This is a genomic window from Kumtagia sp. (assembly GCF_059502445.1).
Map to the genome: position 1 here is coordinate 70,027 of NZ_JCACER010000008.1, position 24,093 is coordinate 94,119.

A 24,093-nucleotide genomic window follows, 5' to 3' on the forward strand; every position below is an offset into this window, starting at 1 on the left:
CCCTCCCCTCGAGGGGGAGGGAAGCGTCTCATCCACCCCCATCCTCTCGGTCAACAACATCGAGGTGATCTACGATCACGTTATCCTGGTGCTGAAGGGCGTGTCGCTGTCGGTCCCGACCGGCGGCATCACGGCGTTGCTCGGCGCCAACGGCGCCGGCAAGACCACCACCCTTAAGGCGATCTCCAACCTCTTGCGTGCCGAGCGCGGCGAGGTGACGAAAGGCTCGATCGTGTTCGAGGGCGAGGAGGTGCAGGCGCGCTCGCCCAACGAGCTGGTGCGCCGCGGCTGCATCCAGGTCATGGAAGGCCGCCATTGCTTCGGCCACCTCTCGGTCGAGGACAACCTCTTGTCCGGCGCTTTCACCCGGCGCGACGGCAATGCCGCGATCCGCGCCGACCTCGACCTGGTCTACGACTATTTCCCGCGGCTGAAGGTGCGGCGCAGCAGCCAGGCCGGCTATACCTCCGGCGGCGAGCAGCAGATGACGGCGCTTGGCCGGGCGCTGATGAGCCGCCCGAAGATGATCCTGCTCGACGAGCCGTCGATGGGGCTGGCCCCGCAGCTCGTCGAAGAAATCTTCGAAATCGTGCGAAAACTCAACGAGGAGCAGGGCGTCTCCTTCCTGCTCGCCGAGCAGAACACCAACATTGCGCTGCGCTACGCCAAATACGGCTACATCCTCGAATCCGGCCGCGTGGTGCTCGACGGCGCGGCCGAGGCGCTGCGCCGCAACGAGGACGTCAAGGAATTCTACCTCGGCATCGGCGGCGAGGGGCGGAAGTCGTTCCGAGACGTGAAGCATTACAAGCGCAGGAAGCGCTGGCTGTCGTAGGGGCTACTCGTCCATGGCCTGAGCGAGGTCGGTCGGCTCGAAGGACAGGTCCAGGTAAAGTTCCGAGAGAGGCAATGCCGCTTCGACCTCCGGCAGGTCGATCGTCGCGTCGAGGCCCTTTTCCTCGTGGTTGTGCCATCCGGCCTCGCCGCGGCGCCAAACCGTGACCCGCGGCGCCTCGGTATCGACCAGCAGGATCACCTTGACCGCAGCAAGCAGCTTGTATTCCTCCAGCTTCTGAAACCGGTCATAGCGGGTGGTGGAGGGCGATAGGACCTCGATGACGATTCTTGGGTCGGCGGCCTCCATGGAGCGGGAGTCCGGTTTTCCGCATTCGATAAGAATGTCCGGCCGCCTTATTCCCCGGAACGTCCGAACAGAACGGTCATCCGTGCGAGGGCGGCAAGGTTTCCCGCGCAACTGATTGCCCAGCGAGACGATGGCGTTGACCGTCACGCTGTCGTGTCGATCCGTCGCGCCCGTCATCGCCTTGACGGTCAGAACCGGCACGCCGTCGACCAGCTCGTAGTTCCTGTCCTGGCGCTGCTGCCATTCGAAGAACTCCTCGACCGTCATCTTTTTTTGACATATCTCAGCCATGTCCGGTCCGATCGCTTCACGGGGCGCCAGGATAGCAAATGCGGAGCGGCGAAAGAAGCGATCGATAGGAACCGGCGCGTCGCCAGGCGGCCCCGGGTCGATTTTCAAGAAATGCGCGACGTTCTTGTCGCAGCAAGAATGGCAATCGCGGCATTGCCCTCGCGTCACGATTTCGCTATGTGCCGGAGAAGACCTTCGGAGGGACAGCATGGCCGACCAAACCCCGACCGGACCGCTCGAGCTGGGCGCCAAGATGGATTATTCCGAGCACGAAAATACCTACAAGCTGTTCGTGCAACTGGCGAAATGGGGCACGATCGTCTGCGTCGCGCTGGTTGCGGCGATGGCCTTCGGCTTTTTTACCTCCGGCGGCAGCTTTTTCTCCGCATTGGTGGTGTTCATCATTCTCGTTGCCGGCGGCGGATATCTGCTGCGCGACATTCCTGCGCATATTACCTGACCAGGCCGTCCCCGCCTGACGATTTCGTTCTGCGGCCGCCTGTGCTGGCCGCATGAGGGGCAACGTTCCAACCGGAGGGATTGAGGCGGTGGGACAAGTCATATTCATACCCCGCGAAACGGATTCGGGTGAGCCGCGCGTCGGCGGGTCGCCGGACACGGTGAAGCGGCTGAAAGGCTTCGGCTTCGACGTGATCGTCGAGGCCGGCGCCGGTCTCGGCTCGCGCATCGTCGATGCCGATTTCGCGGCTGCTGGTGCCGTGCTCGGCAGGGCGTCGGACGCCGCCAAGGCCGACGTGGTGCTCAAGGTGCGCCGCCCGACGGCAGCCGAACTGAAAGGCTACAAGCCGGGCGCGGCGGTGCTGGCGATCATGGATCCCTACGGCAACGACGCGGCCCTTGCCGACATGGCGAAGGCCGGCGTGACCGGCTTCGCCATGGAGCTGATGCCGCGCATCACCCGCGCCCAGGTGATGGACGTGCTGTCCAGCCAGGCCAACCTCGCCGGCTACCAGGCGGTGATCGACGGCGCCGCCGAATACGACCGGGCGCTGCCGATGATGATGACGGCGGCGGGTACCGTGCCGGCGGCAAAGGTGTTCGTCATGGGCGTCGGCGTCGCCGGCCTGCAGGCGATCGCCACCGCGCGCCGCCTTGGCGCCGTCGTGACGGCGACCGACGTGCGCCCTGCGGTCAAGGAGCAGGTGCAGTCGCTCGGCGCCAAATTCCTCGCCGTCGAGGACGAGGAATTCAAGGCGGCCGAGACGGCGGGCGGCTACGCCAAGGAGATGTCGAAGGAATATCAGGCCAAGCAGGCGGCGCTGACGGCCGAGCACATCGCCAAGCAGGACATCGTCATCACCACGGCCCTCATTCCCGGCCGGCCGGCGCCGAAACTGATCTCGGCCGCGATGGTCGCCTCGATGAAGGCGGGCTCGGTGATCGTCGACCTCGCCGTCGAGCGCGGCGGCAATGTCGAAGGCGCCAAGGCCGGTGAGGTGGTGACGACCGCCAACGGCGTGAAGATCGTTGGTCATCTCAACGTGCCGGGGCGCGTCGCAGCGTCGGCCTCGCTGCTCTATGCGAAAAACCTGTTCGCCTTCCTGGAGACGCTGATCGACAAAACCGGCAAGCAGCTTTCGATCAACCGCGATGACGATCTGGTCAAGGCGACCATGCTGACGGACGCCGGCAAGGTGGTGCACCCGAACTTCGCCAAGGCGGCGGACGTGCCTCATGTCGAACCGCCGGCGATCCCGGCGACGACCTTGGTCGCCGATGCCGCGGCAGGCGCCGAGCCGGCCCGGCCGAAGAAGGCGGCGCCGAAGAAAGCCGCGGGTGCTGGGGCCGCCAAGTCCGCCGGCAAGCCGAAGGGGGTTGCGTGATGGAAAAGACTGCTCTCGAGCAGACGCTCGACCAGCTCGAAAACGCCGTGGCGGCGGTACGCGCGGCAGCCGAGAACCTCGGACCCGGGGCGGCCGATGTGGCCGGCGATGCCGCGCATGCCGTCTCCGGCGGCGCGATCGACCCCTTCGTCTTCCGCTTCGCCATCTTCGTGCTGGCGATCTTCGTCGGCTATTACGTGGTCTGGTCGGTGACACCGGCGCTGCACACGCCGCTGATGGCCGTCACCAACGCCATCTCCTCGGTCATCGTGGTCGGCGCGCTGCTGGCGGTCGGCATCTCGGCCTCGGGTCTCGCCACCGGCTTCGGCTTCGTCGCGCTGATGCTCGCCTCGGTCAACATCTTCGGCGGCTTCCTCGTCACCCAGCGCATGCTGGCCATGTACAAGAAGAAGGAGAAGTGACGTGAACGAGAACGTCGCCTCCTTCCTCTACCTGGTCTCCGGCATCCTGTTCATCCTGGCGCTCAGGGGCCTGTCGCATCCCACCACCAGCCGGCAGGGCAATATCTACGGCATGGTCGGCATGGCGATCGCCATCGTCACCACGCTGCTGCTGGCGCTGCCTTCGGGCGGCAAGTGGCTGCTCATCGCGGCCGGACTTGCCATCGGCGGCGGTGTCGGCGCCTATGTCGCGCGCCGCATCGCCATGACGGCGATGCCGCAGCTGGTCGCCGCCTTCCACAGCCTGGTCGGCCTCGCCGCCGTCATGGTGGCGGCCGCCGCCATCTACGCGCCGGAAAGCTTCGGCATTGGCGCTGTCGGCGCCATCCACGGCCAGGCGCTGGTCGAGATGAGCCTCGGCGTCGCCATCGGCGCCATCACCTTCACCGGCTCGGTCATAGCCTTCCTCAAGCTCGACGGCCGCATGTCGGGCAAGCCGATCCTGCTGCCGGCACGCCATGTCATCAACATCCTGCTCGGCGCCGCGCTGGTCGTGCTCATCGTGCTCCTGGTCACCACGCAGAGCACGACCATCTTCTGGCTGATCGTCATCGCCTCGCTGGCGCTGGGCGTGCTGCTCATCGTCCCGATCGGCGGCGCCGACATGCCGGTCGTCGTGTCGATGCTGAATTCCTATTCGGGCTGGGCTGCCGCCGCGCTCGGCTTCACGCTGGGCAATCTGGCGCTGATCATCACCGGCGCGCTGGTCGGCTCCTCGGGCGCGATCCTCAGCTACATCATGTGCAAGGGCATGAACCGCTCCTTCATCTCCGTCATCCTCGGCGGCTTCGGCGGCGAGACGGCCGCGGTCGCCGACGACGGCATCGAGCGCACCGTCAAGCAGGGCTCGGCCGACGATGCCGCCTATCTGATGATGAACGCCCAGAAGGTGATCATCGTGCCGGGTTACGGCATGGCGGTGGCCCAGGCCCAGCACGCGCTGCGCGAGATGGCCGACAAGCTGAAGGCCGCCGGCGTGGAGGTGAAATACGCCATCCATCCCGTCGCCGGCCGCATGCCCGGCCACATGAACGTGCTCTTGGCCGAAGCCAACGTGCCCTATGACGAGGTGTTCGAGCTGGAGGACATCAATTCCGAGTTCGCCCAGGCCGACGTCGCCTATGTCATCGGCGCCAACGACGTGACGAATCCCTCGGCGCGCGACGACAAGTCCTCGCCGATCTACGGCATGCCCATCCTCGACGTCGACAAGGCGCGCACCTGCCTGTTCGTCAAGCGCTCGCTCGGCTCCGGCTATGCCGGCATCGACAACACGCTGTTTTACAAGGACGGCACCATGATGCTGCTCGGCGACGCCAAGAAGATGACGGAAGAGATCGTCAAGGCGATGGACCACTGACCAGCGTTTCCGTACCGACGAACGTGCCGGAGGACTGCCGGCACGCCATCCTCGCGGCCTACCCGCATCTGGCCGGCTCCGTCTTCAGCGTCGCCGGCAAGGGCTGGCACAGCCTCGCCGTCGAAGCGGGCGGGCTGATCTTCAAGTTTCCCGAAGGCGAGGAGGCCGAGAGTGCGCTGCTGCGCGAGGCGAAGCTGCTCGCGGCCGTGCGCCCGCTGGTCACCATGCCGGTGCCGGACATGACGGTCCACCCGGGTCCGCCGCTGTTTTCAAAACACGGCAAGCTGCCCGGCCGCACGCTGGAGCCCTCCGACTATCCCAGCCTGGACGATGCCGCCCGGGAGCAGCTCGCCGACGATCTCGCCCTGTTCTTCGCCGAGCTGCATGCCGTCGACCCGCCGGTCATGCGCGCCGCGGGCGCCGAGCCGGTCGGCTGGTGGGATACGCGCGATGACACGCTGGCTCCCGCCTGGCCGCTGCTGCCGCCGGAGCTGCGCGCGGAAGCGGAGGTGGCGATCCGGGACTATCATGCGCTCGGCCCCGACCCGCTCGGCGAAGTCTACGGCTTCTTCGACGCACATGGCTGGAACATGGCTTTCGACCATGACGCGATGCGGCTGCGCGGAATCTTCGACTTCGCCGATTCCGGCTTCGGCCCGCCGCATCGCGAGTTCGTGCAGGTGTCGCTCATCGATCCCGATCTCGCCCGGCGCGCCATGCGCACCTACGAGGTCCGCACCGGCAAAGCGCTCGAGCCGCGGCGGGTCTTCCTGCTCGCGGCCGCCATGCGGCTCTCCGAGCTCGCCGGCGCCGTCGAGACGGGCGAGAACGTGCCGATGATCCTGGATTTCGTCACCGGCTGGCTGCGCCAGCAAGCGGTTAGATAGCTCGGCAGTTTCCAGCAGGGTCGGCGGGCTCGTCCGCCGGCGGCTGCAACTGCAACACCTTGCGTGCGTTGAGGCATGAGCGATCAACGAGACGTGGCGATTTTTCCGATGAAGGTTTCCGGACGGCTTTCCGGATCGACGACCCCGCGCAAGGGCATGCCCAGTCCTCGCCTCTCCGAAAGGGCGTTCAAGAAGCGCTACCTCGAGCAGTTCTTCGATCCGGCATTCGACACGCTTCGCGGCGAGCTGGACAAGGTGGCGGAGGTCGCCTGGCAAGCCTACGAGCAATCGCGAAAAAGCCCGGTGACGCGCAAGGCCGGGGAAACGTTCCACAATCCCGACTACGACCTTTCGGTCGACTGGATCGCCGCGCGCGACGCCATCCTCGCCGCGCAGGAGATCTACGAGGACAGGTCGCGAAAACCCCGCGTGTTGCTCATCAACGGCTCGTCGCGCAGCGAGCACACTTGCCCGAGCGAGATGTCGAAGAGTTTTCGCCTGGTCGAGTGTGCGCGCGAAACTGTTGAGCAGGAGTTCGGCCTGCCGGTGACGATCCTCGACCTGTCGCGGCTCGCCTCGGAATACGGCCGGCACATCCATCCCTGCAAGGCCTGCTTCTCGACGGCCGCACCGCTCTGTCACTGGCCCTGCTCCTGCTACCCCAACCACTCGCTAGGACAGGTCCAGGACTGGATGAACGACATCTATCCGCTCTGGGTGGCGGCGGCGGGTATCATGATCGTCACGCCGGTGAACTGGTATCAGGTGTCGTCGCCGGTGAAGCTGATGATGGACCGGCTGGTCTGCGCCGACGGCGGCAACCCGGACCCGACGCTCACCGACGGCAAGGATGCCGAGAAGGCGAAGAAGGTCGAGCTCGACGGCTGGGACTACCCGCGCCACCTGGCCGGCCGGCTCTTCTCGGCCGTCGTCCACGGCGACGTCGAAGGGGCGGAGAACGTGCGCCGCTCGCTTTCCGACTGGCTGCGCTTCATGAAGCTCGCGCCGGCCGGTCCGCTGGCCGAGCTCGACCGCTATATCGGCTACTGGAAACCCTACGCCGACAGCCACCAGGAACTGGACCGCGACGAAGCGATCCAGGAGGAGGTCCGCAGCGCGGCGCGGACCCTTGCCCAGGCGGTCGTCGAGCGCCGCTCTGGCCGCTTCGTCATCCCGGGCGAGCACCTGAAGGAAGCCCGCCAGAAATAGCCATCCGGGTGCTCGTCGGAAGCGGCGACCGACTCAGGCTCGACCGCTGCCCGGCGCTGGTGCATTGCAAGGATCGCTTCGCGCAGGCATGGACTGGCACGTGACAATCCGGCGCGATGCCGCAAGCATTGGGGGAAATCCATGGGCCCTGCGGTCGATCCGGTCCCGACGGACGATGCCAGGCCCGATGCGGCCGACGTCGTCATCATCGGCGGCGGCATCATCGGGGTCAGCGCGGCGCTCTTCCTTGCGAAGAAGGGCGTTTCCGTCGTGCTGTCCGAAAAGGGCCATATTGCCGGCGAGCAGTCGAGCCGCAACTGGGGCTGGTGCCGACGCATGGGGCGCGACCCGCGCGAACTGCCGCTGATCGTCGAGGCGCTGAAGCTGTGGCCGGCCATGCAGGAGTTGGTCGGCGAGGACGTCGGCTTCCGCCGCTCCGGCATTCTTTATCTCTGCCGGGACGACAGCGACGTGGCATTCCACGAGGACTGGCTGAAGCGCGCCGGCGACTATGCCCTCGACACCCGTCTGATCGACGGAGAGGCGCTTTCGGCGCAGATGCCCGGCGCGCGGCGCGGCTTCAGGGCTGCGCTCTACACGCCGAGCGACGGCCGCGCCGAACCGCAGAAGGCGGCCCCGGCGATCGCCCGCGCGGCAAGGCGCGCCGGCGCGAAAATCCTTCTGAACTGCGCGGTGCGCGCGATCGACACCGCCGGCGGGCGGGTTTGCGGCGTCGTCACCGAGAAAGGTCTTATCCGCGCTTCCACGGTGATCGTCGCCGGCGGCGCCTGGTCGAGCCGGCTGTGCCGGCCGCTCAGCCTGCGCCTGCCACAGCTGGTCGTGCGCGCCTCGGTCCTGCGCACCGGTCCGGTCGAGGGCGGACCGGAGACCGCCGCGTGGACGGACGGCTTCGCTTACCGCAAACGTCTGGACGGCGGCTACACGATCGCGGGCGGCGCCCTGAGCTACCATGAGATCGTTCCGGACAGCTTTCGCTATTTCCGCGACTTCCTGCCGATGCTGATGAACGAATGGCGCTCGGTCGGCCTGCGCGTCGGCGCGGGCTTCGTGACCGGCCCGGCCGGACTGGCGCCTGCGCTGGGAGACAGCGGCTCGGTGTACGAACGCCATCGTACGCTCGACCCGGCGCCGGTGCCGCATATCGACCAGGCGCTGCGGACCATGGAGGAAGTCTTTCCGGTGCTGAAGGGCGTGCCGGTGCTGCAGCGCTGGGCAGGCTTCATCGACGCCACGCCGGACGCCGTTCCCGTCATCGCGCCGGTGAAGTCGCTGCCCGGGCTGGTCATTGCCACCGGCTTCTCCGGCCATGGCTTCGGCATTGGGCCGGCGGCGGGCCGGCTCGCCGCCGATCTGGCGACCGGCGACGCACCGCTCGTCGACCCCGCCGCCTTCCGCTACGAACGCTTCATCGACGGCACGCGCCCGCGCCCGACGACGGGCGTTTGACGCCGACGCCCGCTTCGGCCCTCCGGCCTCATCGCGCGCCCGGCAAGAGCAAGGGCGGTCGCCGTAGCAGCTCCGTACCGTGAAAGCCAATCGCCCGCGTCGACCGCATCAACAATTCGTGACAATTGTATCCAATTGTATCGGCAGCCATGCCTGGACAAGCTTCTGCGACAGTGCCTCGCTAGCATTTCCCCTGCGGCCGTCCCGCTTCGGACGGATGGCGCAACGGAGAAGATCCGGACCCGGACAATGAACGGCGAGACGGACGTCGACATCGAGCTCTGGACGTGGAGAATGCCGGCATGACACTCACGCTGACCGTGAACGGCGCCACCTATGAGGTGGATGCCGAGCCCGAAACGCCGCTGCTGTGGGTGCTGCGCGACAGCATCGGCCTGACCGGCACGAAATTCGGCTGCGGCGTGGCGCAATGCGGCGTCTGCACCGTGCATGTGGATGGCGAGGCGGTCAGGTCCTGCGCCCTTCCCCTCGACAGCGTCGTCGGCACGCAAATCACCACCATCGAAGGCCTTTCAGACGACAACAGCCATCCGGTCCAGCGTGCCTGGATCGAGCATGCCGTCCCGCAATGCGGCTACTGCCAGTCGGGGCAGATCATGTCCGCTGCGGCGCTGCTGCGGCAGACGCCCGATCCGACGGATGACGACATCGATGCCGCCATGGCGGGCAATTTGTGCCGCTGCGGCACCTATCCGCGCATCCGCCAGGCGATCCGCCGCGCCGCCGAGCTGATGGAGGACGCATGACCGTCATGGACACGCACATCTCGCGCCGGACGCTGATGCGGGCGATGCTCGGGGCCGGCGGCGGACTGGCCCTCGGCTTTCACATTCCCGGCGCGGCAGCCGCCGTGGTCGCGCCGAAACCCTGGACCACACCCACCGAAGGCGTCGAGATCAACGCGTGGCTGACGATCGACGCGGCCGGCAAGGTCACCATCCGCGTGCCGCATACCGAGCAGGGCCAGGGCGCCCTGACGTCGGTGTCCATGATGGTGGCGGAAGAGCTGGACGTGCCGTGGAAGAGCGTCCAGGCCGTGTTTGCCGACATGAACCGCCATGTCAATAGGGGCGGCGAGTACATCGTCACCAGCACGCACGGCTCGCAGCTGGTGCGCATGCAGCATCCCCACATCATGCGGGCCGGGGCCTCCGCGCGCGAGCGGCTGAAGCAGGCGGCCGCCGAGGCCTGGGGGGTCGACCGCTCGGCCGTCACCGCCCGGCAGGGCACGCTCTCGGCCGGCAACCGCAGCGGCAGCTATGCCGAGTTCGCCACGGCCGCGGCGGCGGTGACGCTGGACCTGGAGCCGGGCATCAAGCCGCCGGATCAATGGTGGCTGCTCGGGACGGCGGTCGCGAGGCTGGACGTCCCGGTGAAGGTGAACGGCAGCGCCCATTACGCCATCGACACGCGCCTTCCCGGCATGGTCTATGCCGCGGTCAAGAGCTGCCCCGTGCCGTGGGGGCGCCTGGCCGGCTACGACGCCGGCGAAGCGAGGAACCGCCCCGGCGTTGTGGATGTCGTCGAGTTCCGGGCGGTACCCGGCAGGACCGGGCCGAATCACCTTCAGGACGGCATCGCCGTCGTCGCCGATAGCTGGTACCGCGCCAGGAGCGCGCTCGACCTGATTACCGTGGAGTGGGATTTCGGCCCCGACGGCGGGGTCAGCGACGAAACGCAGGCTGCCGAGGCAAGACGGCTTTGGGAAGAGCCCGGACAGGTCAGCCACGAGGAGGGCGACGACACCCTCGCCATGATCGCAGCCTCCGCGCGCGTGGTGAGTGCCGAATACCATCGGCCCTACGAGACGCATGCCCGCATGGAGCCGATCAACGCGACCGTCAGCGTCACTGGCGAACGCGTCGACGTCTGGTCGCCGACGCAGAACCAGGCGAGCGCGCTGGAGATCGTGGCCGACGAGCTCGGCCGCGATACCAGGGATGTCTTCGTCCACACCGTGTTCATCGGCGGCGCCTTTGGCGGCAACGGCGGCGGCAACACCGCCGTCACGCGCCAGGCGGCAATGCTTTCCCGGCAATTGGGCCGGCCGGTCAAGGTCATATGGTCGCGCGAGGAGGACATCGCCCAGGACAAGCAGCGGCCGCCGCATTACACTCGGCTCTCGGCCGCGCTGGGCGAGAACGGCCTTCCCGAGGCGTTCTTCTCGCGCGCCGTCTGGTTCGCGTACCAGGGGGCGTCGAGTCATGGCCCGGCGACGGCCGACTACGCCATCGGGACGATGCCGTATCGGGTACCGAACCGGCGCCATGAACGCCACAACCCCGCCGCCCATATCCCCACCACGACGCATCGCGCCCCTGGCGCCAACCAGAACGGCTTCATCATCGAACAGTTCGTCGACGAGATGGCCTTGGCCGGCGGCTGGGATCCGCTTGAATGGCGGCTGGAGATGACCAAGGGCCTGGAGCCCTGGCAGCGGGTCCTGACCAAGCTGAAGGAGGTCTCGGGCTTCACAACCGATCTGCCGCGCGGCGAGGGCACGGGCGTCGCCGTCGTCGAGGACCATGGCTCCTATTGCGGCGCCTGCGCCACCGTAACGGTCAGCCGCGGCGGCGAGCTTCGCATCGAAAAGATCGTCCTGGTGATGAACAGCGGCTACATCATCAATCCGCTCAACGCGGCCGAGCAGATGGAGGGTGCCGCCTGCTGGGAGCTGAGCCATGCGCTGAACGGCGGTCTGCAATTGCGGGACGGACAGTTCGCCAACCTGAACTTCGACAGCTACAATCTGATGCGCATCGACCAGATGCCCGCGGTGGAATGCCATTTCGCGCTTTCGCAGGACGGCTGGTGGGGCGGCGTGGCCGAACCCGGCGGCCCGCCAGTGCCACCCGCCGTCGCCAACGCGATCTTCTTCGCCACCGGCAAGCGCGCCCGCTCGACACCGATCAGCCGGCATGATCTGAGCTGGTCCTGACGCGACCCGGCAGGACCAGCCCATCAATGCTGCACGGCCATCCTTGAAGGCTTTTGCCGACCTGCACGCGTCCTTGCGCGGACGGATGTATTTCGGTTGAACGGAGAACGAACGCAGCGGGAGTGTGGCTGGTCACCATCGCTTCGCTTGCTCCGGGCCGTATCGGCGGAATTGGTTCGCCGCCTGCACTCCGATGGCGGGCGCGAAACAAAGCCCGGCCTATGACCGGCTGCATATCCTCACCGGCAAGGGGCACGGCTATGACGGCATCGCCGCGCAATTTTGCACGGCGCGGCCCTCCGGCTCTCGAAGCAAAACTCCCCGGCGCCAAAAAGCAGAAGGCCCGGTCGCCCGAGCCTGTAAGCCATTCAAACATAAGTAGAATTGGAGCGGGCGAAGGGATTCGAACCCTCGACCCCAACCTTGGCAAGGTTGTGCTCTACCCCTGAGCTACACCCGCTCGCGCGGCGCAGGCGCCGCAAGCCGCGCCTATATGGCCGAAGCGCCGGCCGATTGCAACAGGGAAATTGGACGAAGCGGAGCAGCGATGAGCCGGGGTTCGGCGGGCAGCGCGGCGTGTCGCAGCGGAAGGCTTGTTTCGGCTTCGCGCATTGGCCATAAGCAAGGGCTTCAGCCCGAACCCGAGCCCGATCATGCCGAAGACCCCCGCCGAGCTTTTTGCCTTCCTGGATAAGCTCGGCATCGCTGTGGCGACGAAGGAGCACCCGCCGCTGTTCACCGTGGCGGATTCCCGGGCCCTGCGCGGCGAGATCGCCGGCGCCCACACGAAAAACCTGTTCCTCAAGGACAAGAAGGACAATTACTTCCTGGTCACGGTGGACGAGGAGGCCGAGGTCGACCTCAAGCAGATTCACCATCTGATCGGCGCCGCCGGCCGGGTGTCGTTCGGCAGGCCCGAAGCGCTGATGGGGTTTTTGGGCGTCGTGCCCGGGGCGGTCACGGTATTCGGTCTGATCAACGACGACGGCCGCCGGGTCCGCGCGGTACTGGACGAGTCGCTCATGCGCAATGCGTTGGTCAACGCCCATCCGTTGACCAACGAGGCGACGACGACGATTGCAAGCGGCGACCTGCTGCGCTTCGTGCAGGCGACCGGCCACGAGGCTGCCATCTTGAAAGTGACGGCGGGATAGCCACATGCTGGGCAAACCGGCTTTTGGCGCCAGAGACAGGGCGAACGACGAACACAGATGAGCAACGAGCACAATCCCTACGCAAGCGCGGCCAGCCCCTATTCGGCGAGCGTCCAGTTCGGCACGCAGCCCGACGCCGATACCCAGGCGGCTGCGACCGCGATCAAGGACACGACGACGGCGAGTTTCGCCACCGACGTGCTGCAGGAATCGCGCAAGCAGCCGGTTCTGGTGGATTTCTGGGCGCCCTGGTGCGGCCCCTGCAAGCAGCTCGCCCCGGCCCTGGAAAAGGTCGTCCGCGCCTCCGGCGGCAAGGTCAAGCTCGTCAAGATGAACATCGACGAGCATCCCTCCGTTGCCGGCCAGCTCGGCATCCAGTCGATCCCGGCGGTCATCGCCTTCAAGAACGGCCAGCCGGTCGACGGTTTCATGGGCGCCGTTCCCGAAACCCAGATCCGCGAGTTCATCGACCGTGTCGCCGGCAAGGGCGCGGGTCCGCAGATCGCCGAGGCGCTTGCCGCCGCCGCGCAGGCCCGCGAGGCCGGAGACCTGCAGACGGCGGCCGGCCTGTTGGAGGCTGTTCTTGCCGAGCAACCCGACAATGTCGACGCGCTCGGCGGACTTGCCGATCTGCTGCTCGAGACCGGCGACCGCGCCGGCGCCGAGGAGCTGTTGGCCGGCGTGCCGGAGGACAAGAAGGACGCGCCCGCGGTTGCGGCGGTACGCGCCAAGATCGCGTTGGCCGCGCAGGCCGCCGAACTGGGCGACTCCGCGGAGCTCGAGCGCCGGCTCGCCGAGAACCCGAAGGATCATCAGGCGCGCTTCGATCTCGCCATGATCCAGAACGCGCTCGGCAAGCGTACAGAGGCGGCCGACAATCTGCTCGCCATCGTCAAGGCCGATCGGACATGGAACGACGACGCCGCGCGTGCCCAGCTGCTGCAGTTCTTCGACGCGTGGGGCTTGATGGACGAGGTCACCCTTGCGACCCGCAGAAAGCTCTCTTCGATGCTGTTTTCCTGATCGTCGGAGAGTCTCGTGGAGCCGGCCTTGCGAATGAAGGCCGGCGCTCCAGATTAGAGCATGATCCCGAAAAGCTGCAGACTTTTCGGACAAAGATCATGCGGCAAGACAAAAAGGTGGAGCGGGATGCCGGTTCAACCTGATCGCGTACCGCTTTAAGGAAGCGGATGGCAACGGAGGAGATGGATGCAGGCGGGAAACGCCAATTACCGAACCGCCTCCGACGTGCCGACGATGGTACCGGTGTTTCCGCTGTCGGAAGCCCTGCTGCTGCCCGGCGGCCGCATGCCCCTCAACATTTTCGAGCCGCGTTACCTGCAGCTGATCGATGATTCGATGCGTGGCGAGCGCATCGTCGGCATGGTGCAGCCGGCGCTCGACGGGAGCAAGCGCGAGGACGGCGAGCCGGAACTGTGCGAAGTCGGCTGCCTCGGGCGTATCATCTCGCTCGCCGAAACCGGCGACGGCCGCTACCTGATCTCGCTGCAGGGCATCTGCCGCTACAGAATCCTGCAGGAACTGCCGGTGAAGACGCCGTTCCGGCAGTGCCGCATAGCCCCCTTCATCGGCGACCTTGCCGAGGACCAGGGCGGCGGCGACGTCAACCGCCCGGCGCTGCTGAAGGCTTTTCGCGCCTATCTGCAGGCCAACGACCTGGAAGCCGACTGGGAGAGCGTCAGCCGCGCCGACAATGCGATGCTGGTGAATGCGCTGTCGATGATGGCGCCCTACGGCATGGCCGAGAAGCAGGCGCTGCTCGAGGCGCCGGATCTGAAGACGCGCGCCGACACGCTCATCGCCATCACCGAGATGACGCTGGCGCGCGAAAACGACGATTTCGGCTCCAGCCTGCAATAGATGGGCCGGAACGGATGCGCGACGAAGCGGACAGGAACAGGATCGATCCGAAACTGCTGGAGCTTCTGGTCTGCCCGCTCACCAAGGGCCCGCTGAGCTTCGATGCGGAGCATGGCGAACTCGTCTCGCGCGTGGCAAAACTCGCCTATCCGATCCGCGACGGCATCCCGGTGATGCTGCCTTCCGAGGCACGCTCGTTCTCCGAAGACGATTCACCGCGAAAGGAACCCTGAACCCTCTCTTGACGGACATCTCCTCCGGTTGGCGGTGAATGCGGCAGGCATTGGCAGCGACGGGCTGGTTGACCTCCGCTCGCGCTGCCGGAGCAGCTCCGGCGGGATTTCCGCCCGAAATTGCGAAAGACAAGGGGGAGAGCAGTTCCGTCGCTTCGAAGACAGGAAATGCTCTATTGAAAATTGCGCCCCTTCGGCATGACCTTCTGCACCTCCTGCACCATCATTCTCGGCGTTTTCGATCTTGCGGGGTTTGGCGGGCCCCCTGGCCTGTCCTCGGGAGCATGGACATGGTCCGCAGCCGGAGGGGGAGAGCCCGTTTCGGATCCTTCCAGCAGCAGGCCGAGCCAGGAAGACAGATCCTCCATGCGCTCGGCGACGATGTGGACGACTCCCGACTCCGACTGCAGCTTGCCGGTGACGCGGATGAATTTCGAGCCCATGACGACCGGCCGGAACCGCTCGAACTCGCGTGCCCAGATGATGATGTTGGCGACCGCCTTCTCGTCCTCCAGGGTGAGGAAAATGGCATTGCCCTTGCCGGGCCGCTGACGCACCAGCACCAGCCCGGCGACGGAGACGCGCCTGCCATTCTCCACCGCCGCAAGCCTTTCATTGGGCACGATGCCGGCCCGGTCGAGACGCCGGCGCAGGAATGAAACCGGATGGGCCTTCAGCGACAGACCGAGCGAACGGTAGTCGTGAACCACATGTTCGCCGACGGGCATGACCGGCAGCACGGTTTTGGGTTCGTTGTCGACCAGCCGGATTTCCGGCCGATCGAACAGGGGCAGCCGTTCGGCCGCGCTCCTGCCGTCGAGCGCCCGCACCGCCCATAGAGCGGCGCGCCGGTCGAGGCCGAGCGACCCGAACGCATCGGCCTGTGCCAGCTTTTCGATCTCCTCGATATGGAGGCCGGAACGCAGCCACACGTCGCGAACCGATTCATAGCCGCTCCCGCGCCTGTCGAGGAATCGCTCCATCCGGTCCTCGGACAACCCCTTGACCTGGTTGAAGCCGAGGCGGACGGCATTCATGGTCCTGATCACGCGGCGCATCTCGACATGGCGGGCGATGATGCGCGCGGGATCGAAGCGGGCCCGCTCCAGCGTGCAGCTCCAGTCCGAAAGATTGACGTCGACGGGCCTGACCTCGACGCCATGATCCTCCGCATCGCGCACCAGCTGGGCAGGCCGGTAAAAGCCCATCGGCTGCGAGTTCAGGATCGCGGCGCAGAAGACGTCCGGATAGAAGGTCTTGAACCAGCAGGAGGCATAGACGAGGAGCGCGAAGGACGCTGCATGGCTTTCGGGAAAGCCGTAGTCGCCAAAACCCTTTATCTGGTTGAAGCAGCGTTGCGCGAATTCCCTGGAATAGCCGTTCTTGATCATCCCCTCGATCATTCGGGTTTCATACTCCTCGATCGTCCCGTTGCGCTTGAAGGTCGCCATCGCACGGCGCAATTGATCCGCCTCGCCCGGAGAGAAGCCGCCGGCGTCGATGGCGATCTTCATCGCCTGTTCCTGAAACAGCGGCACGCCCAAAGTCCGGACAAGGATCTTCTTCAGCTCCGGGCTCGGATAATCCACCTTCTCGATGCCCATCCGCCGCCGCAGATAGGGATGCACCATGTCGCCCTGGATCGGACCGGGGCGGACGATCGCCACCTCGATGACCAGATCGTAGAATTTTCGCGGCCGCAGCCGCGGGAGCATGGACATCTGGGCCCGCGACTCGATCTGGAACACGCCCAGCGTATCGGCCCGGCAGATCATGTCGTAGACGCGCGGGTCCTCCTTGGGCATGGTGTCGAGCGTCAGCAGCCGGCCATGCCGGTCGCGCAACCGGTAATGCTCCTCGAGCAGGGCAAAGGCTCGCTTGAGGCAGGTCAGCATGCCGAGCGCCAGCACGTCGACCTTGAGGATGCCGACCGCGTCGAGATCGTCCTTGTCCCATTCGACCATCTTGCGTTCCTCCATCGCCGTCTTGACGATGGGCATGATCTCGTCGAGCCGGTCCCGGGTGATGACGAAGCCGCCGACATGCTGCGAGAGATGGCGGGGAAATCCCATGATCTCGTTGGCGCGCGCGATCACGTGCCGGGTCAACGGCTCGGCCTTGTCGAGGCCGCCGGCCTTCGCCTCCTTGTCGCCGAGCTCGGACGACGACCAGCCCCAGATCGATCCCGACAGAGCGCCGCGCACGTCGTCGGACAGGCCCATGGCCTTGGCGACCTCGCGCATGGCCGAGCGGCCGCGATAGCAGACCACGGCAGCCGCAAGGGCGGTGCGTTTCTCGCTGTATTTCCTGTAGATGTAGGCGATGATCTCGTCGCGTCGCTCATGTTCGAAATCGACGTCGATGTCGGGCGGTTCGTCGCGTTCCGTCGACACGAAGCGCTCGAACAGAACCTCCGTTAGGTTGGGGTTCACCTCGGTGATGCCGAGACAATAGCAGATGACGGAGTTCGCCGCCGAGCCGCGTCCCTGGCAAAGCACCTTGGCTTCCTCGCGGGCAAACCGGACGATGTCGCGGACAGTCAGAAAATATCGGGCATATTTCTTTTCGCCGACGATCCCCAGCTCATGCCGTATCAGGCCGGCGACCTTGTCCGGAACACCGTCGGGATAGCGTTTCCCTGCTCCCTCCCAGGTCAATCTTTCCAGTTCGGTTTGCGGGTCCACTCCCTCCTCGGTGGTCTCTTCCGGGTAATTGTGCTGCAGTTCCTTCAGAGAAAAGGACAGGCTTTGCGCGAACCGCAGCGTTTCGGCCAGGGCCTCGGGATAGCGGCGGAACAGGCGTGCCATCTCGGCCGGCGGCTTCATGTGGCGTTCGGCATTGGCGGAAAGCGCGAAGCCGGCCTCGCCGATCGGGACATTGAGCCTTATGGCGGTCAGCACATCCTGCAGCGGGCGCCGGCTGGCCGAGTAATAGAACACGTCGTTCGTCGCCATCAGCCGAAGCCCCGCCGATGCCGCAATTGCCGCAGCCTGCTCGATCCGGAATCGATCGTCACCGCCATAGTCGGGAGCGACGGCCAGCCAAAGATTGCCGGCGAAGCGCGCCTTGAGCCGGCGAAGCAGCGCAAGCGGATCATCGGCTGCGGGCGACAGGTCGGGCAGCACGGCAAGTGACATCCGGTCGCCCCATTCGAGCAGATCGCCCAGTTCGAGGAGCGTCGCGCCTTTCGGATTTTCCTTGCGCATGTTCGCCTGGGTGAGTAGGCGGCAGAGATGTCCCCAACCCTCCCGATCCTGCGGATAGGCAAGGATGTCCGGCGTGCCGTCCCCGAAAACCAGCCGGCAGCCGGGATGATAAGCCAGTGAAACCGGTTCGTCCTCTTCCGACAGCTTGATAAGTTTCGACCGGCTCCAGGCGCGGACCACGCCGGCGACGGAGTTGCGGTCGGCAAGCCCCATGCCGGCGTGGCCGAGAGCGCAGGCCGCGACCACCAGCTCCTCCGGGCTGGACGCGCCGCGCAGAAAGGAAAAATTCGACTGCACGCCGAACTCGACATAATGCGGCGAAGCCGGCTGATGAGACCTTGCAGGCTGCGTGCTCATGCGAAGATCCCCTGCATGAACCAGCGCGGCGCTGTCGTCGCACCGTAAAGACCCTGCCGATAGAGCCAGTAGCGGCGGCCCTCCTCGTCCTCGATGCGGAAATAGTCGCGCGTCTCGCTTTTCTCCGCCTCGCGCCACCATTCCGGCGCGATGCGCTCCGGTCCCTCCGCGCGCACCACGCGATAGGACACCCGTCGCCAGCGGAACCGCAGCGGCGGTCCCTCCGGCACCTCGGCAGCGGTGATCTCGACATGTTCGGGCTGGTCGAAGACGCGGAGCGGGCGCTCCTTTCCGACAGCCGGCTGACGGATCGCCGTTCTTGCATCATCGGGCAGGCTGGAGAAGGGAACTGCCGCCGCTGCCCGCTCCGGAAGATGGCTTTCCACGAGGCGCGGCCTGCGGATGGCCTCGTCGCCGAGCCTGACGCGCACCCGGTCGGCGAAAAGCGCGATGTCGCCGGCGGCGTCCGCCATGGTCCCGTCGAGATCGGCCTGTGCGGGATCGAGGCGTGCCGCCGCCAGCACGCACAGCCTGATCAGGTCGAAACCGAAACCCGCGTCGATGTCCGTTGCGAGCGCAGTCAATTTTTCGTGGAAGAGTCTCTGGATCAGCCCGGGTTCGCGCAGCGGGCGCGAACTGCCCACCATGATCCGGCTCACGGCCCCGTCGACCCGGAACAGATGCAGCTGCAGCCGCTCGGCGCCTTCGCCGCGCCGCTCCAGATCCCTCTTCAACTGCCTTGCCAGCAGCGCCACCATCATCTCGATGTCGTCCAGCAGGCCGATCGGCTCGGCGAGCGGCCGCTCGGCCGAGAGCGATGGAACCGGCAGCCGCGGCGAGATGGTTTCCTGCACCCGCCCCAGCGCCTGGTCGAGCCTCAGCACCACCTTTCTGCCGAACCGGCGCACCAGCGGCGCCCGCGGCGCGGCCATGATGGCGCCCGAGGTGCGCAGCCCGACGCTTTCGAGAAGGGCGCGCGTCTCCGGTTCCAGCCGCAGCGCCGCCAGCGGCAAGGGCGCCAGCAGGTCCTCCTCCTCGCCGGGCCCGACCACCGTGGCGCCGCCGAAGCGCGCCGCCGCCCAGGCAGCCCCGGCCGTCGAGGCAAGGCCGGCGCGCACGTCGAAACCCTGATGGAAGAAGCGGCCGAGCAGGTCGTCCAGCATGGCGCGCTCGCCGCCGAACAGATGCGCGCAGCCGGTGATGTCGAGGAACAGCCCGTCCTCGTCGTCGAGCGCCACCAGCGGGGTGTAGCGGTCGCACCAATCGGCAAGGCTTTCGAGCAGCCGCCGGTCGGCCGTGCCATCCGCCTCGACGACCTCGATCGCCGGATGGATGGCGCGCGCCTCGGCGATGCCCATGCCGATCCTGAGCTTCAGCTCCCTAGCCCGTGCGTCGAAGGCGGCGATGCGCCGCGTATTGCTCTCCAGCCGGCTGAACACCAGCGGCTGCGTCCCGCCATGCCCCTGCGCCCGCCAGGCCTTTCCCAGCCGCTGCCGCAACAGCCGGTCCGCGGGGAGGTAGGGGAACCACAGGGACAGTATCCGTTGCGGAATGCTTCCGTCTTTCGCGAAAGGCATCATCGATCCACTCCAGGGTGAAGGCGGCGTGAATTGCGGTCCGGCTCTTGCCGATCGTCACCCGGAAGGCCGGCGGGCCGATCGAGCCGGCGAGAGGGCCCGCCAGGGTAAGCCGCGGTGCCGCCGGCGCCGCCGCGACGGTGAGGCGCAGCGGTGCCGCCGTCGGTTCCGGTTCGCCGGCGGCGCGGACGAGGAAGAGCGGCAGCCCGGCAAGCAGGGCGCGCCGGTGCAGGCGCCGCGTCGCGGTGAGGTCGAGCACCGGCGGATTGCCGCGGATTTCGAGCAGGACGGCCTGGAAGGCATCGAGACGCGCGGCCTCTTCGGCGATCCACAGCACGTCGGTGAGCTTTTCGGCTTCGGCGACGAGAAGGTTTTCCGGCGACAGGCCGAAACGTGCGGCCAGCCCCGGCGCATAGGGCCGGCCCGCCTCCCGGAAGATGTCCGCCGTGCCGACCCACAGCAGGGGCCGGACGCCCTTCTCCCGCGCCAGAAGGCGCACGAGCGCCAGCGCGAAACCGGCGGCCGCGCCGGCATCGCGGCTGGCATGGCCGTGGATTTCGGCGAGGCCGCTGGCGGGAAGTCCGCCGCCGAGGGCCGCATCCAGGCGCTGCACGCCGATGGGCAGCATGTCCTTGCCGCCTGTGGCATCCAGCTCCTGAGAAGCCGCCTCCTGCCGCTCGTCGAGGCGTTCGGCCAGACGTCCCTCGATCTTCGCGATTTGATGGCGCAGGGTGCGAACGAGATCCTGCGCCACGGCATGCGCTGCCATGACGATAAACTTCCGACCGACATTGTTCCTGTTATGTTCTAATAGATTCCAGAGCGCCTCCCGGGAGTCAAGCAGACTCTGCAAGAATTTATTCCTCTGGACTGGCGCTTTTCTCCGGTTCCCGCGCAAAAGCCTCGAAACCCGCGGGCCAAAAGGCTATATGCGCCCGAAAGGACAGGAAATGGCCCGCATCTATCAGACCCGCGCCTGGCATGACCAGCTTTCGCCCTCCATGGAGGAATTCGAGCTTCTGGCGCTGGAGGCCTATGCGCATCTTCCGCAAGAATTCCGCAAGCTGACGGGCGAGGTGATCATCCAGATCGCCGAATTCCCCACCGAAGAGATCATGGACGATCTCTCGCTGGAAACGCCGTTCGACCTGCTCGGCCTGTTCGAGGGCCGCGGCATCGCCGAACGCTGGAACCCGGCGACCGGCGAAGGTCCGAACCGGGTGACGCTCTACCGCCGCGCCATCCTCGATTATTGGGCCGAGAACGAGGAGACGCTGGGCTCGATCGTCAACCATGTGCTGATCCACGAGATCGGCCATCATTTCGGCCTTTCCGACGACGACATGGAAAAGATCGAGGAAAGCGTCGAATAGCTCATCACTCGACCAAGCCCGCTTCACGACCAACATGCGATCCTCGTGGATTTCCGGGTGCGCAATGCTATAGCGGCAGACAGCAACGGACCCGATCGGACACTCTCGCGTGACCCCAAAAACCCTGATCGACATCGGCCTCGCGGCCGGCCGCGAAATCATGGCGGTCTATGCCGACGGGGCGTTCGGCCACCGCCGCAAGACCGACGGCTCGCCGGTTACCGAAGCCGATCATCGCGCCGAGGCCATAATCCTGCAGGGACTGGCGGCTGAATACCCCGGCATTCCCGTGGTCGCCGAGGAGGAAGCCGCCGCCGGTCGCGTGCCGCGCACGGCGGAACGATTCTTCCTGGTCGACCCGCTGGACGGCACCCGCGAATTCATCCAGCGCAACGGCGAGTTCACCGTCAACATCGCCCTGATCGAAGGCGGCCGTCCGGTCATGGGCATGATCCATGCGCCGGCGCTCGGCCTGGTCTTCGCCGCCGCCGGCAACGAGGCCTGGCGTGCCGACGTCGAGCACGGCCTTGCCGGGCCGCTGCGCCGCATCGTCACCCGCCCTGCGCCGACGCGCCTGGCTGTCGTCGGCAGCCGCGTCAACTGCGCCGAGGACACCATCGAATGGCTGAAGCGCTTCGACGTCGAGGCGCTGGTGTCGCGCGGCTCGTCGCTGAAATTCTGCCTGGTCGCCTGCGGCGAGGCCGATCTCTACCCGCGTTTCGGCCGCACCATGGAATGGGACACGGCCGCCGGCGACGCCATCCTGCGGGCTGCCGGCGGCATGACCATGACCGCCGACGGCGTTCCGCTCACCTATGGCAATCGCGACCGACCCGGCCAAGCCGATTTCGCCAACCCCTCTTTCGTGGCGCTCGGCGACCTTATGCTGCGTGACGCTGCGGGAAGGCGGTTGCTGGAGCCGGACAGGCACATTGTCCGCTGATCGGGCCGTCCCGGCTGCGCAACCGCGTTCCTGCCGCGGCTGCCTCAACGACATTTCCGTTCTCGCCCCTTGTGGGCGGCCGGGCTATTCTGGCTAATTGACGCAGACGAACCGCCCAGCAAGGACCGCCACGATGCCCCTTTTCCCGCTCTCGAGACGTTCGCTGCTGTCCGGCTCGGCCGCGCTGCTCGCCTCCACCGCCTTGCCGGCCCATCTGTGGGCGCAGGAGACGCCGAAGAAAGGTGGGCGCCTGATCGTCGCCGCCGATTCGGAGCCGCGCAACCTCAACCCGGCGATGGTCGCCTCCAACGGCGTGTTCTTCGTGGCGAGCAAGGTGGTGGAGCCGCTCGCCGAAGCCTCCTTTGACGGCGCCGACGGTCTGGTCCCGCGGCTGGCGACGAGTTGGGAAGGTTCCGGCGACGGATTGTCCGTCACCTTCCGGCTGCGCGAGGGCGTCACCTGGCACGACGGAAAACCCTTCACCTCGGCCGATGTCGCCTTCTCGGCGCTCAACGTATGGAAGCCGCTGCAGAATCTCGGCCGCGTCGTCTTCAAGGATTTGGAGGCGGTGGACACGCCGGACGAACATACCGCCGTCTTCCGCTTCTCTAAGCCGACGCCGTTCCAGCTCATCCGCAACGCCCTGCCGCCGCTGACCAGCGTGCTGCCGAAGCATGTCTACGAGCAGGGCGAGATCGCCGACAACCCGGCCAACACCGCGCCGATCGGCACCGGCCCGTTCCGCTTCGCCGAGCACAAGCCTGGCGAATATTACCGGCTGGAGCGGTATGCGTCCTATTGGGACAAGGACCTGCCGCTTCTCGACGAGATCATCTACCGCGTCCTGCCCGATCGCGCCGCCGCCGCCGGCGCGCTCGAGGCGGAGGAGATTCATCTTGCCGCCTTCTCGGCCGTGCCGCTCGCCGACCTCGCCCGCATCGCCGAGGTCCCCGGCCTCAAGGTGGTGTCGCGCGGCTATGAGGATCTCACCTATCAGCTCGTCGTCGAGATCAACCACCGCCGCAAAGAACTCGCCGACCGCAAGGTCCGCCAAGCCATCGCCCATGCGATCGACAGGAAGTTCGTCGTCGACACCATCTTCCTCGGCTACGCCAACGCCTCGACCGGCCCGGTGCCGCTCAACAGCAAGACCTTCTATACCGACGAGGTGCCGCTCTACGCCTTCGATCCCGCCAGGGCCGATGCGCTGCTCGAAGAGGCCGGCTATCCGCGCGGCGGCGACGGCAAGCGCTTCTCGCTGAAGCTGCTGCCGGCCCCCTATTTCAACGAGACGCGGCAGTTCGGCGACTATCTGCGCCAGGCGCTCGCCGTGGTCGGCATCGATGCCGAGATCGTCAACAACGACGCCGCGGCGCATCAGAAGGCCGTCTACACCGACCATGCCTTCGATCTTGCGGTGGCCCCGCCGGTCTTCCGCGTCGATCCGGCGATCTCCACCACAATCCTCGTGCAGAGCGGCTTGCCGGACGGCGTGCCCTTCTCCAACCAGGGCGGCTACAGGAACGAGGCCATCGACGCCCTCATCGCCAAAGCGTCGGAGACGATCGATCCGGAGGCCCGCATCGCCCTTTATCGCGAATTCCAGAAGCTCGTCGCCGAGGACCTGCCGCTGATCAACGTCGCCGAATGGGGTTTCGTCAGCGTCGCGCACGAATCGGTCGGCAACATCGCCAACAATCCGCGCTGGGTGGTCTCCAACTGGGCGGACACCTGGCTCGGTGCGTAA

The 24,093-nt window shown here is 66.5% G+C and carries 21 protein-coding genes and 1 tRNA gene; 17 read left to right on the forward strand and 5 right to left on the reverse strand.

Annotated elements, in window-relative coordinates:
• Positions 1–40: 40 nt before the first annotated feature.
• A complete protein-coding gene (locus AC5JDC_RS03320) occupies positions 41–835 on the forward strand; it encodes an ABC transporter ATP-binding protein (protein ID WP_495839199.1) in 795 nt (264 codons plus the stop codon).
• A 3-nt stretch (positions 836–838) separates the two neighbouring features.
• On the opposite strand, the gene AC5JDC_RS03325 is transcribed toward AC5JDC_RS03320, so the two are convergent.
• Positions 839–1,543, reverse strand: a complete 705-nt coding sequence (locus tag AC5JDC_RS03325) for a Uma2 family endonuclease (RefSeq protein WP_495839088.1) — start codon at positions 1,541–1,543, stop codon at positions 839–841.
• A gap of 100 nt (positions 1,544–1,643) precedes the next feature.
• Between AC5JDC_RS03325 and AC5JDC_RS03330 the strand changes: the two genes are divergently transcribed.
• The 9 genes from AC5JDC_RS03330 (at position 1,644) to AC5JDC_RS03370 (ending at position 11,622) form a co-directional block, all read left to right on the forward strand.
• Complete coding sequence (locus tag AC5JDC_RS03330) at positions 1,644–1,895, forward strand: aa3-type cytochrome c oxidase subunit IV (protein WP_495839090.1); 252 nt, start codon at positions 1,644–1,646, stop codon at positions 1,893–1,895.
• Positions 1,896–1,983: 88 nt separating this feature from the next.
• Positions 1,984–3,279, forward strand: a complete 1,296-nt coding sequence (locus AC5JDC_RS03335) for a Re/Si-specific NAD(P)(+) transhydrogenase subunit alpha (RefSeq protein ID WP_495839092.1) — start codon at positions 1,984–1,986, stop codon at positions 3,277–3,279.
• Entirely contained in the window at positions 3,279–3,701 is a 423-nt protein-coding gene (locus tag AC5JDC_RS03340; protein WP_106774237.1) for a proton-translocating transhydrogenase family protein, read from the forward strand. The genes AC5JDC_RS03335 and AC5JDC_RS03340 overlap by 1 nt, the downstream gene beginning before the upstream one ends.
• A gap of 1 nt (position 3,702) precedes the next feature.
• Positions 3,703–5,100 carry an NAD(P)(+) transhydrogenase (Re/Si-specific) subunit beta gene (locus AC5JDC_RS03345; RefSeq protein WP_495839094.1) on the forward strand — a complete coding sequence of 466 codons (1,398 nt, stop codon included), beginning with the start codon at positions 3,703–3,705 and terminating at the stop codon, positions 5,098–5,100.
• A gap of 23 nt (positions 5,101–5,123) precedes the next feature.
• Positions 5,124–5,987 (forward strand): phosphotransferase family protein, encoded by an 864-nt coding sequence (locus AC5JDC_RS03350; protein WP_495839096.1) that lies wholly within the window; start codon positions 5,124–5,126, stop codon positions 5,985–5,987.
• A gap of 156 nt (positions 5,988–6,143) precedes the next feature.
• On the forward strand, positions 6,144–7,196 hold the full coding sequence (locus AC5JDC_RS03355) for a flavodoxin family protein (protein ID WP_495839201.1): 1,053 nt from the start codon (positions 6,144–6,146) through the stop codon (positions 7,194–7,196).
• A 141-nt stretch (positions 7,197–7,337) separates the two neighbouring features.
• Positions 7,338–8,663 (forward strand): NAD(P)/FAD-dependent oxidoreductase, encoded by a 1,326-nt coding sequence (locus AC5JDC_RS03360; protein ID WP_495839098.1) that lies wholly within the window; start codon positions 7,338–7,340, stop codon positions 8,661–8,663.
• A gap of 302 nt (positions 8,664–8,965) precedes the next feature.
• Entirely contained in the window at positions 8,966–9,430 is a 465-nt protein-coding gene (locus AC5JDC_RS03365) for a (2Fe-2S)-binding protein (protein ID WP_495839100.1), read from the forward strand.
• Entirely contained in the window at positions 9,427–11,622 is a 2,196-nt protein-coding gene (locus AC5JDC_RS03370; protein WP_495839102.1) for a xanthine dehydrogenase family protein molybdopterin-binding subunit, read from the forward strand. The genes AC5JDC_RS03365 and AC5JDC_RS03370 overlap by 4 nt, the downstream gene beginning before the upstream one ends.
• A 385-nt stretch (positions 11,623–12,007) precedes the next feature.
• Here the strand turns inward: AC5JDC_RS03370 and AC5JDC_RS03375 are convergent.
• Positions 12,008–12,082 (reverse strand) — tRNA-Gly (locus AC5JDC_RS03375).
• 193 nt (positions 12,083–12,275) lie between these two features.
• Here AC5JDC_RS03375 and AC5JDC_RS03380 point away from each other — a divergent pair.
• The 4 genes from AC5JDC_RS03380 to AC5JDC_RS03395 all read left to right on the forward strand — a co-directional run bounded on the left by AC5JDC_RS03380 (position 12,276) and on the right by AC5JDC_RS03395 (position 14,890).
• The gene (locus AC5JDC_RS03380) at positions 12,276–12,776 is read left to right on the forward strand and encodes a prolyl-tRNA synthetase associated domain-containing protein (protein ID WP_495839104.1); all 501 of its coding nucleotides are present in this window, start codon (positions 12,276–12,278) and stop codon (positions 12,774–12,776) included.
• A 57-nt stretch (positions 12,777–12,833) separates the two neighbouring features.
• Complete coding sequence (trxA, locus tag AC5JDC_RS03385; RefSeq protein ID WP_495839106.1) at positions 12,834–13,799, forward strand: thioredoxin; 966 nt, start codon at positions 12,834–12,836, stop codon at positions 13,797–13,799.
• 186 nt (positions 13,800–13,985) lie between these two features.
• On the forward strand, positions 13,986–14,657 hold the full coding sequence (locus AC5JDC_RS03390) for an LON peptidase substrate-binding domain-containing protein (RefSeq protein WP_495839108.1): 672 nt from the start codon (positions 13,986–13,988) through the stop codon (positions 14,655–14,657).
• A gap of 14 nt (positions 14,658–14,671) precedes the next feature.
• Positions 14,672–14,890 carry a Trm112 family protein gene (locus tag AC5JDC_RS03395; RefSeq protein ID WP_495839110.1) on the forward strand — a complete coding sequence of 73 codons (219 nt, stop codon included), beginning with the start codon at positions 14,672–14,674 and terminating at the stop codon, positions 14,888–14,890.
• 173 nt (positions 14,891–15,063) lie between these two features.
• On the opposite strand, the gene AC5JDC_RS03400 is transcribed toward AC5JDC_RS03395, so the two are convergent.
• From AC5JDC_RS03400 to AC5JDC_RS03410, 3 genes are read right to left on the reverse strand one after another with little or no spacing between them, the layout of a single operon-like run.
• Positions 15,064–18,453, reverse strand: a complete 3,390-nt coding sequence (locus tag AC5JDC_RS03400) for an error-prone DNA polymerase (RefSeq protein ID WP_495839112.1) — start codon at positions 18,451–18,453, stop codon at positions 15,064–15,066.
• The gene (locus AC5JDC_RS03405) at positions 18,450–19,952 is read right to left on the reverse strand and encodes a Y-family DNA polymerase (protein ID WP_495839114.1); all 1,503 of its coding nucleotides are present in this window, start codon (positions 19,950–19,952) and stop codon (positions 18,450–18,452) included. Before AC5JDC_RS03405 ends, AC5JDC_RS03400 begins: the two co-directional genes overlap by 4 nt.
• Complete coding sequence (locus AC5JDC_RS03410) at positions 19,834–20,799, reverse strand: ImuA family protein (RefSeq protein WP_495839116.1); 966 nt, start codon at positions 20,797–20,799, stop codon at positions 19,834–19,836. Before AC5JDC_RS03410 ends, AC5JDC_RS03405 begins: the two co-directional genes overlap by 119 nt.
• Before the next feature lie 181 nt (positions 20,800–20,980).
• Between AC5JDC_RS03410 and AC5JDC_RS03415 the strand changes: the two genes are divergently transcribed.
• The 3 genes from AC5JDC_RS03415 (at position 20,981) to AC5JDC_RS03425 (ending at position 24,093) form a co-directional block, all read left to right on the forward strand.
• Positions 20,981–21,403, forward strand: a complete 423-nt coding sequence (locus AC5JDC_RS03415; protein ID WP_106774224.1) for a metallopeptidase family protein — start codon at positions 20,981–20,983, stop codon at positions 21,401–21,403.
• 109 nt (positions 21,404–21,512) lie between these two features.
• Complete coding sequence (gene cysQ, locus AC5JDC_RS03420) at positions 21,513–22,346, forward strand: 3'(2'),5'-bisphosphate nucleotidase CysQ (protein ID WP_495839119.1); 834 nt, start codon at positions 21,513–21,515, stop codon at positions 22,344–22,346.
• Between the two features lie 133 nt (positions 22,347–22,479).
• Complete coding sequence (locus AC5JDC_RS03425; RefSeq protein ID WP_495839121.1) at positions 22,480–24,093, forward strand: ABC transporter substrate-binding protein; 1,614 nt, start codon at positions 22,480–22,482, stop codon at positions 24,091–24,093.

Coding starts and splice junctions, on each gene's coding strand:
- AC5JDC_RS03355 (WP_495839201.1), top strand. CDS start 6,144: ATGCCCAGTCCTCGCCTCTCCGAAAGGGCGTTCAAGAAGCGCTACCTC.
- AC5JDC_RS03330 (WP_495839090.1), top strand. CDS start 1,644: ATGGCCGACCAAACCCCGACCGGACCGCTCGAGCTGGGCGCCAAGATG.
- AC5JDC_RS03340 (WP_106774237.1), top strand. CDS start 3,279: ATGGAAAAGACTGCTCTCGAGCAGACGCTCGACCAGCTCGAAAACGCC.
- AC5JDC_RS03395 (WP_495839110.1), top strand. CDS start 14,672: ATGCGCGACGAAGCGGACAGGAACAGGATCGATCCGAAACTGCTGGAG.
- AC5JDC_RS03370 (WP_495839102.1), top strand. CDS start 9,427: ATGACCGTCATGGACACGCACATCTCGCGCCGGACGCTGATGCGGGCG.
- AC5JDC_RS03380 (WP_495839104.1), top strand. CDS start 12,276: ATGCCGAAGACCCCCGCCGAGCTTTTTGCCTTCCTGGATAAGCTCGGC.
- AC5JDC_RS03360 (WP_495839098.1), top strand. CDS start 7,338: ATGGGCCCTGCGGTCGATCCGGTCCCGACGGACGATGCCAGGCCCGAT.
- AC5JDC_RS03410 (WP_495839116.1), bottom strand. CDS start 20,799: ATGGCAGCGCATGCCGTGGCGCAGGATCTCGTTCGCACCCTGCGCCAT.
- AC5JDC_RS03415 (WP_106774224.1), top strand. CDS start 20,981: ATGGCCCGCATCTATCAGACCCGCGCCTGGCATGACCAGCTTTCGCCC.
- AC5JDC_RS03365 (WP_495839100.1), top strand. CDS start 8,966: ATGACACTCACGCTGACCGTGAACGGCGCCACCTATGAGGTGGATGCC.
- AC5JDC_RS03390 (WP_495839108.1), top strand. CDS start 13,986: ATGCAGGCGGGAAACGCCAATTACCGAACCGCCTCCGACGTGCCGACG.
- trxA (WP_495839106.1), top strand. CDS start 12,834: ATGAGCAACGAGCACAATCCCTACGCAAGCGCGGCCAGCCCCTATTCG.
- AC5JDC_RS03425 (WP_495839121.1), top strand. CDS start 22,480: ATGCCCCTTTTCCCGCTCTCGAGACGTTCGCTGCTGTCCGGCTCGGCC.
- AC5JDC_RS03400 (WP_495839112.1), bottom strand. CDS start 18,453: ATGAGCACGCAGCCTGCAAGGTCTCATCAGCCGGCTTCGCCGCATTAT.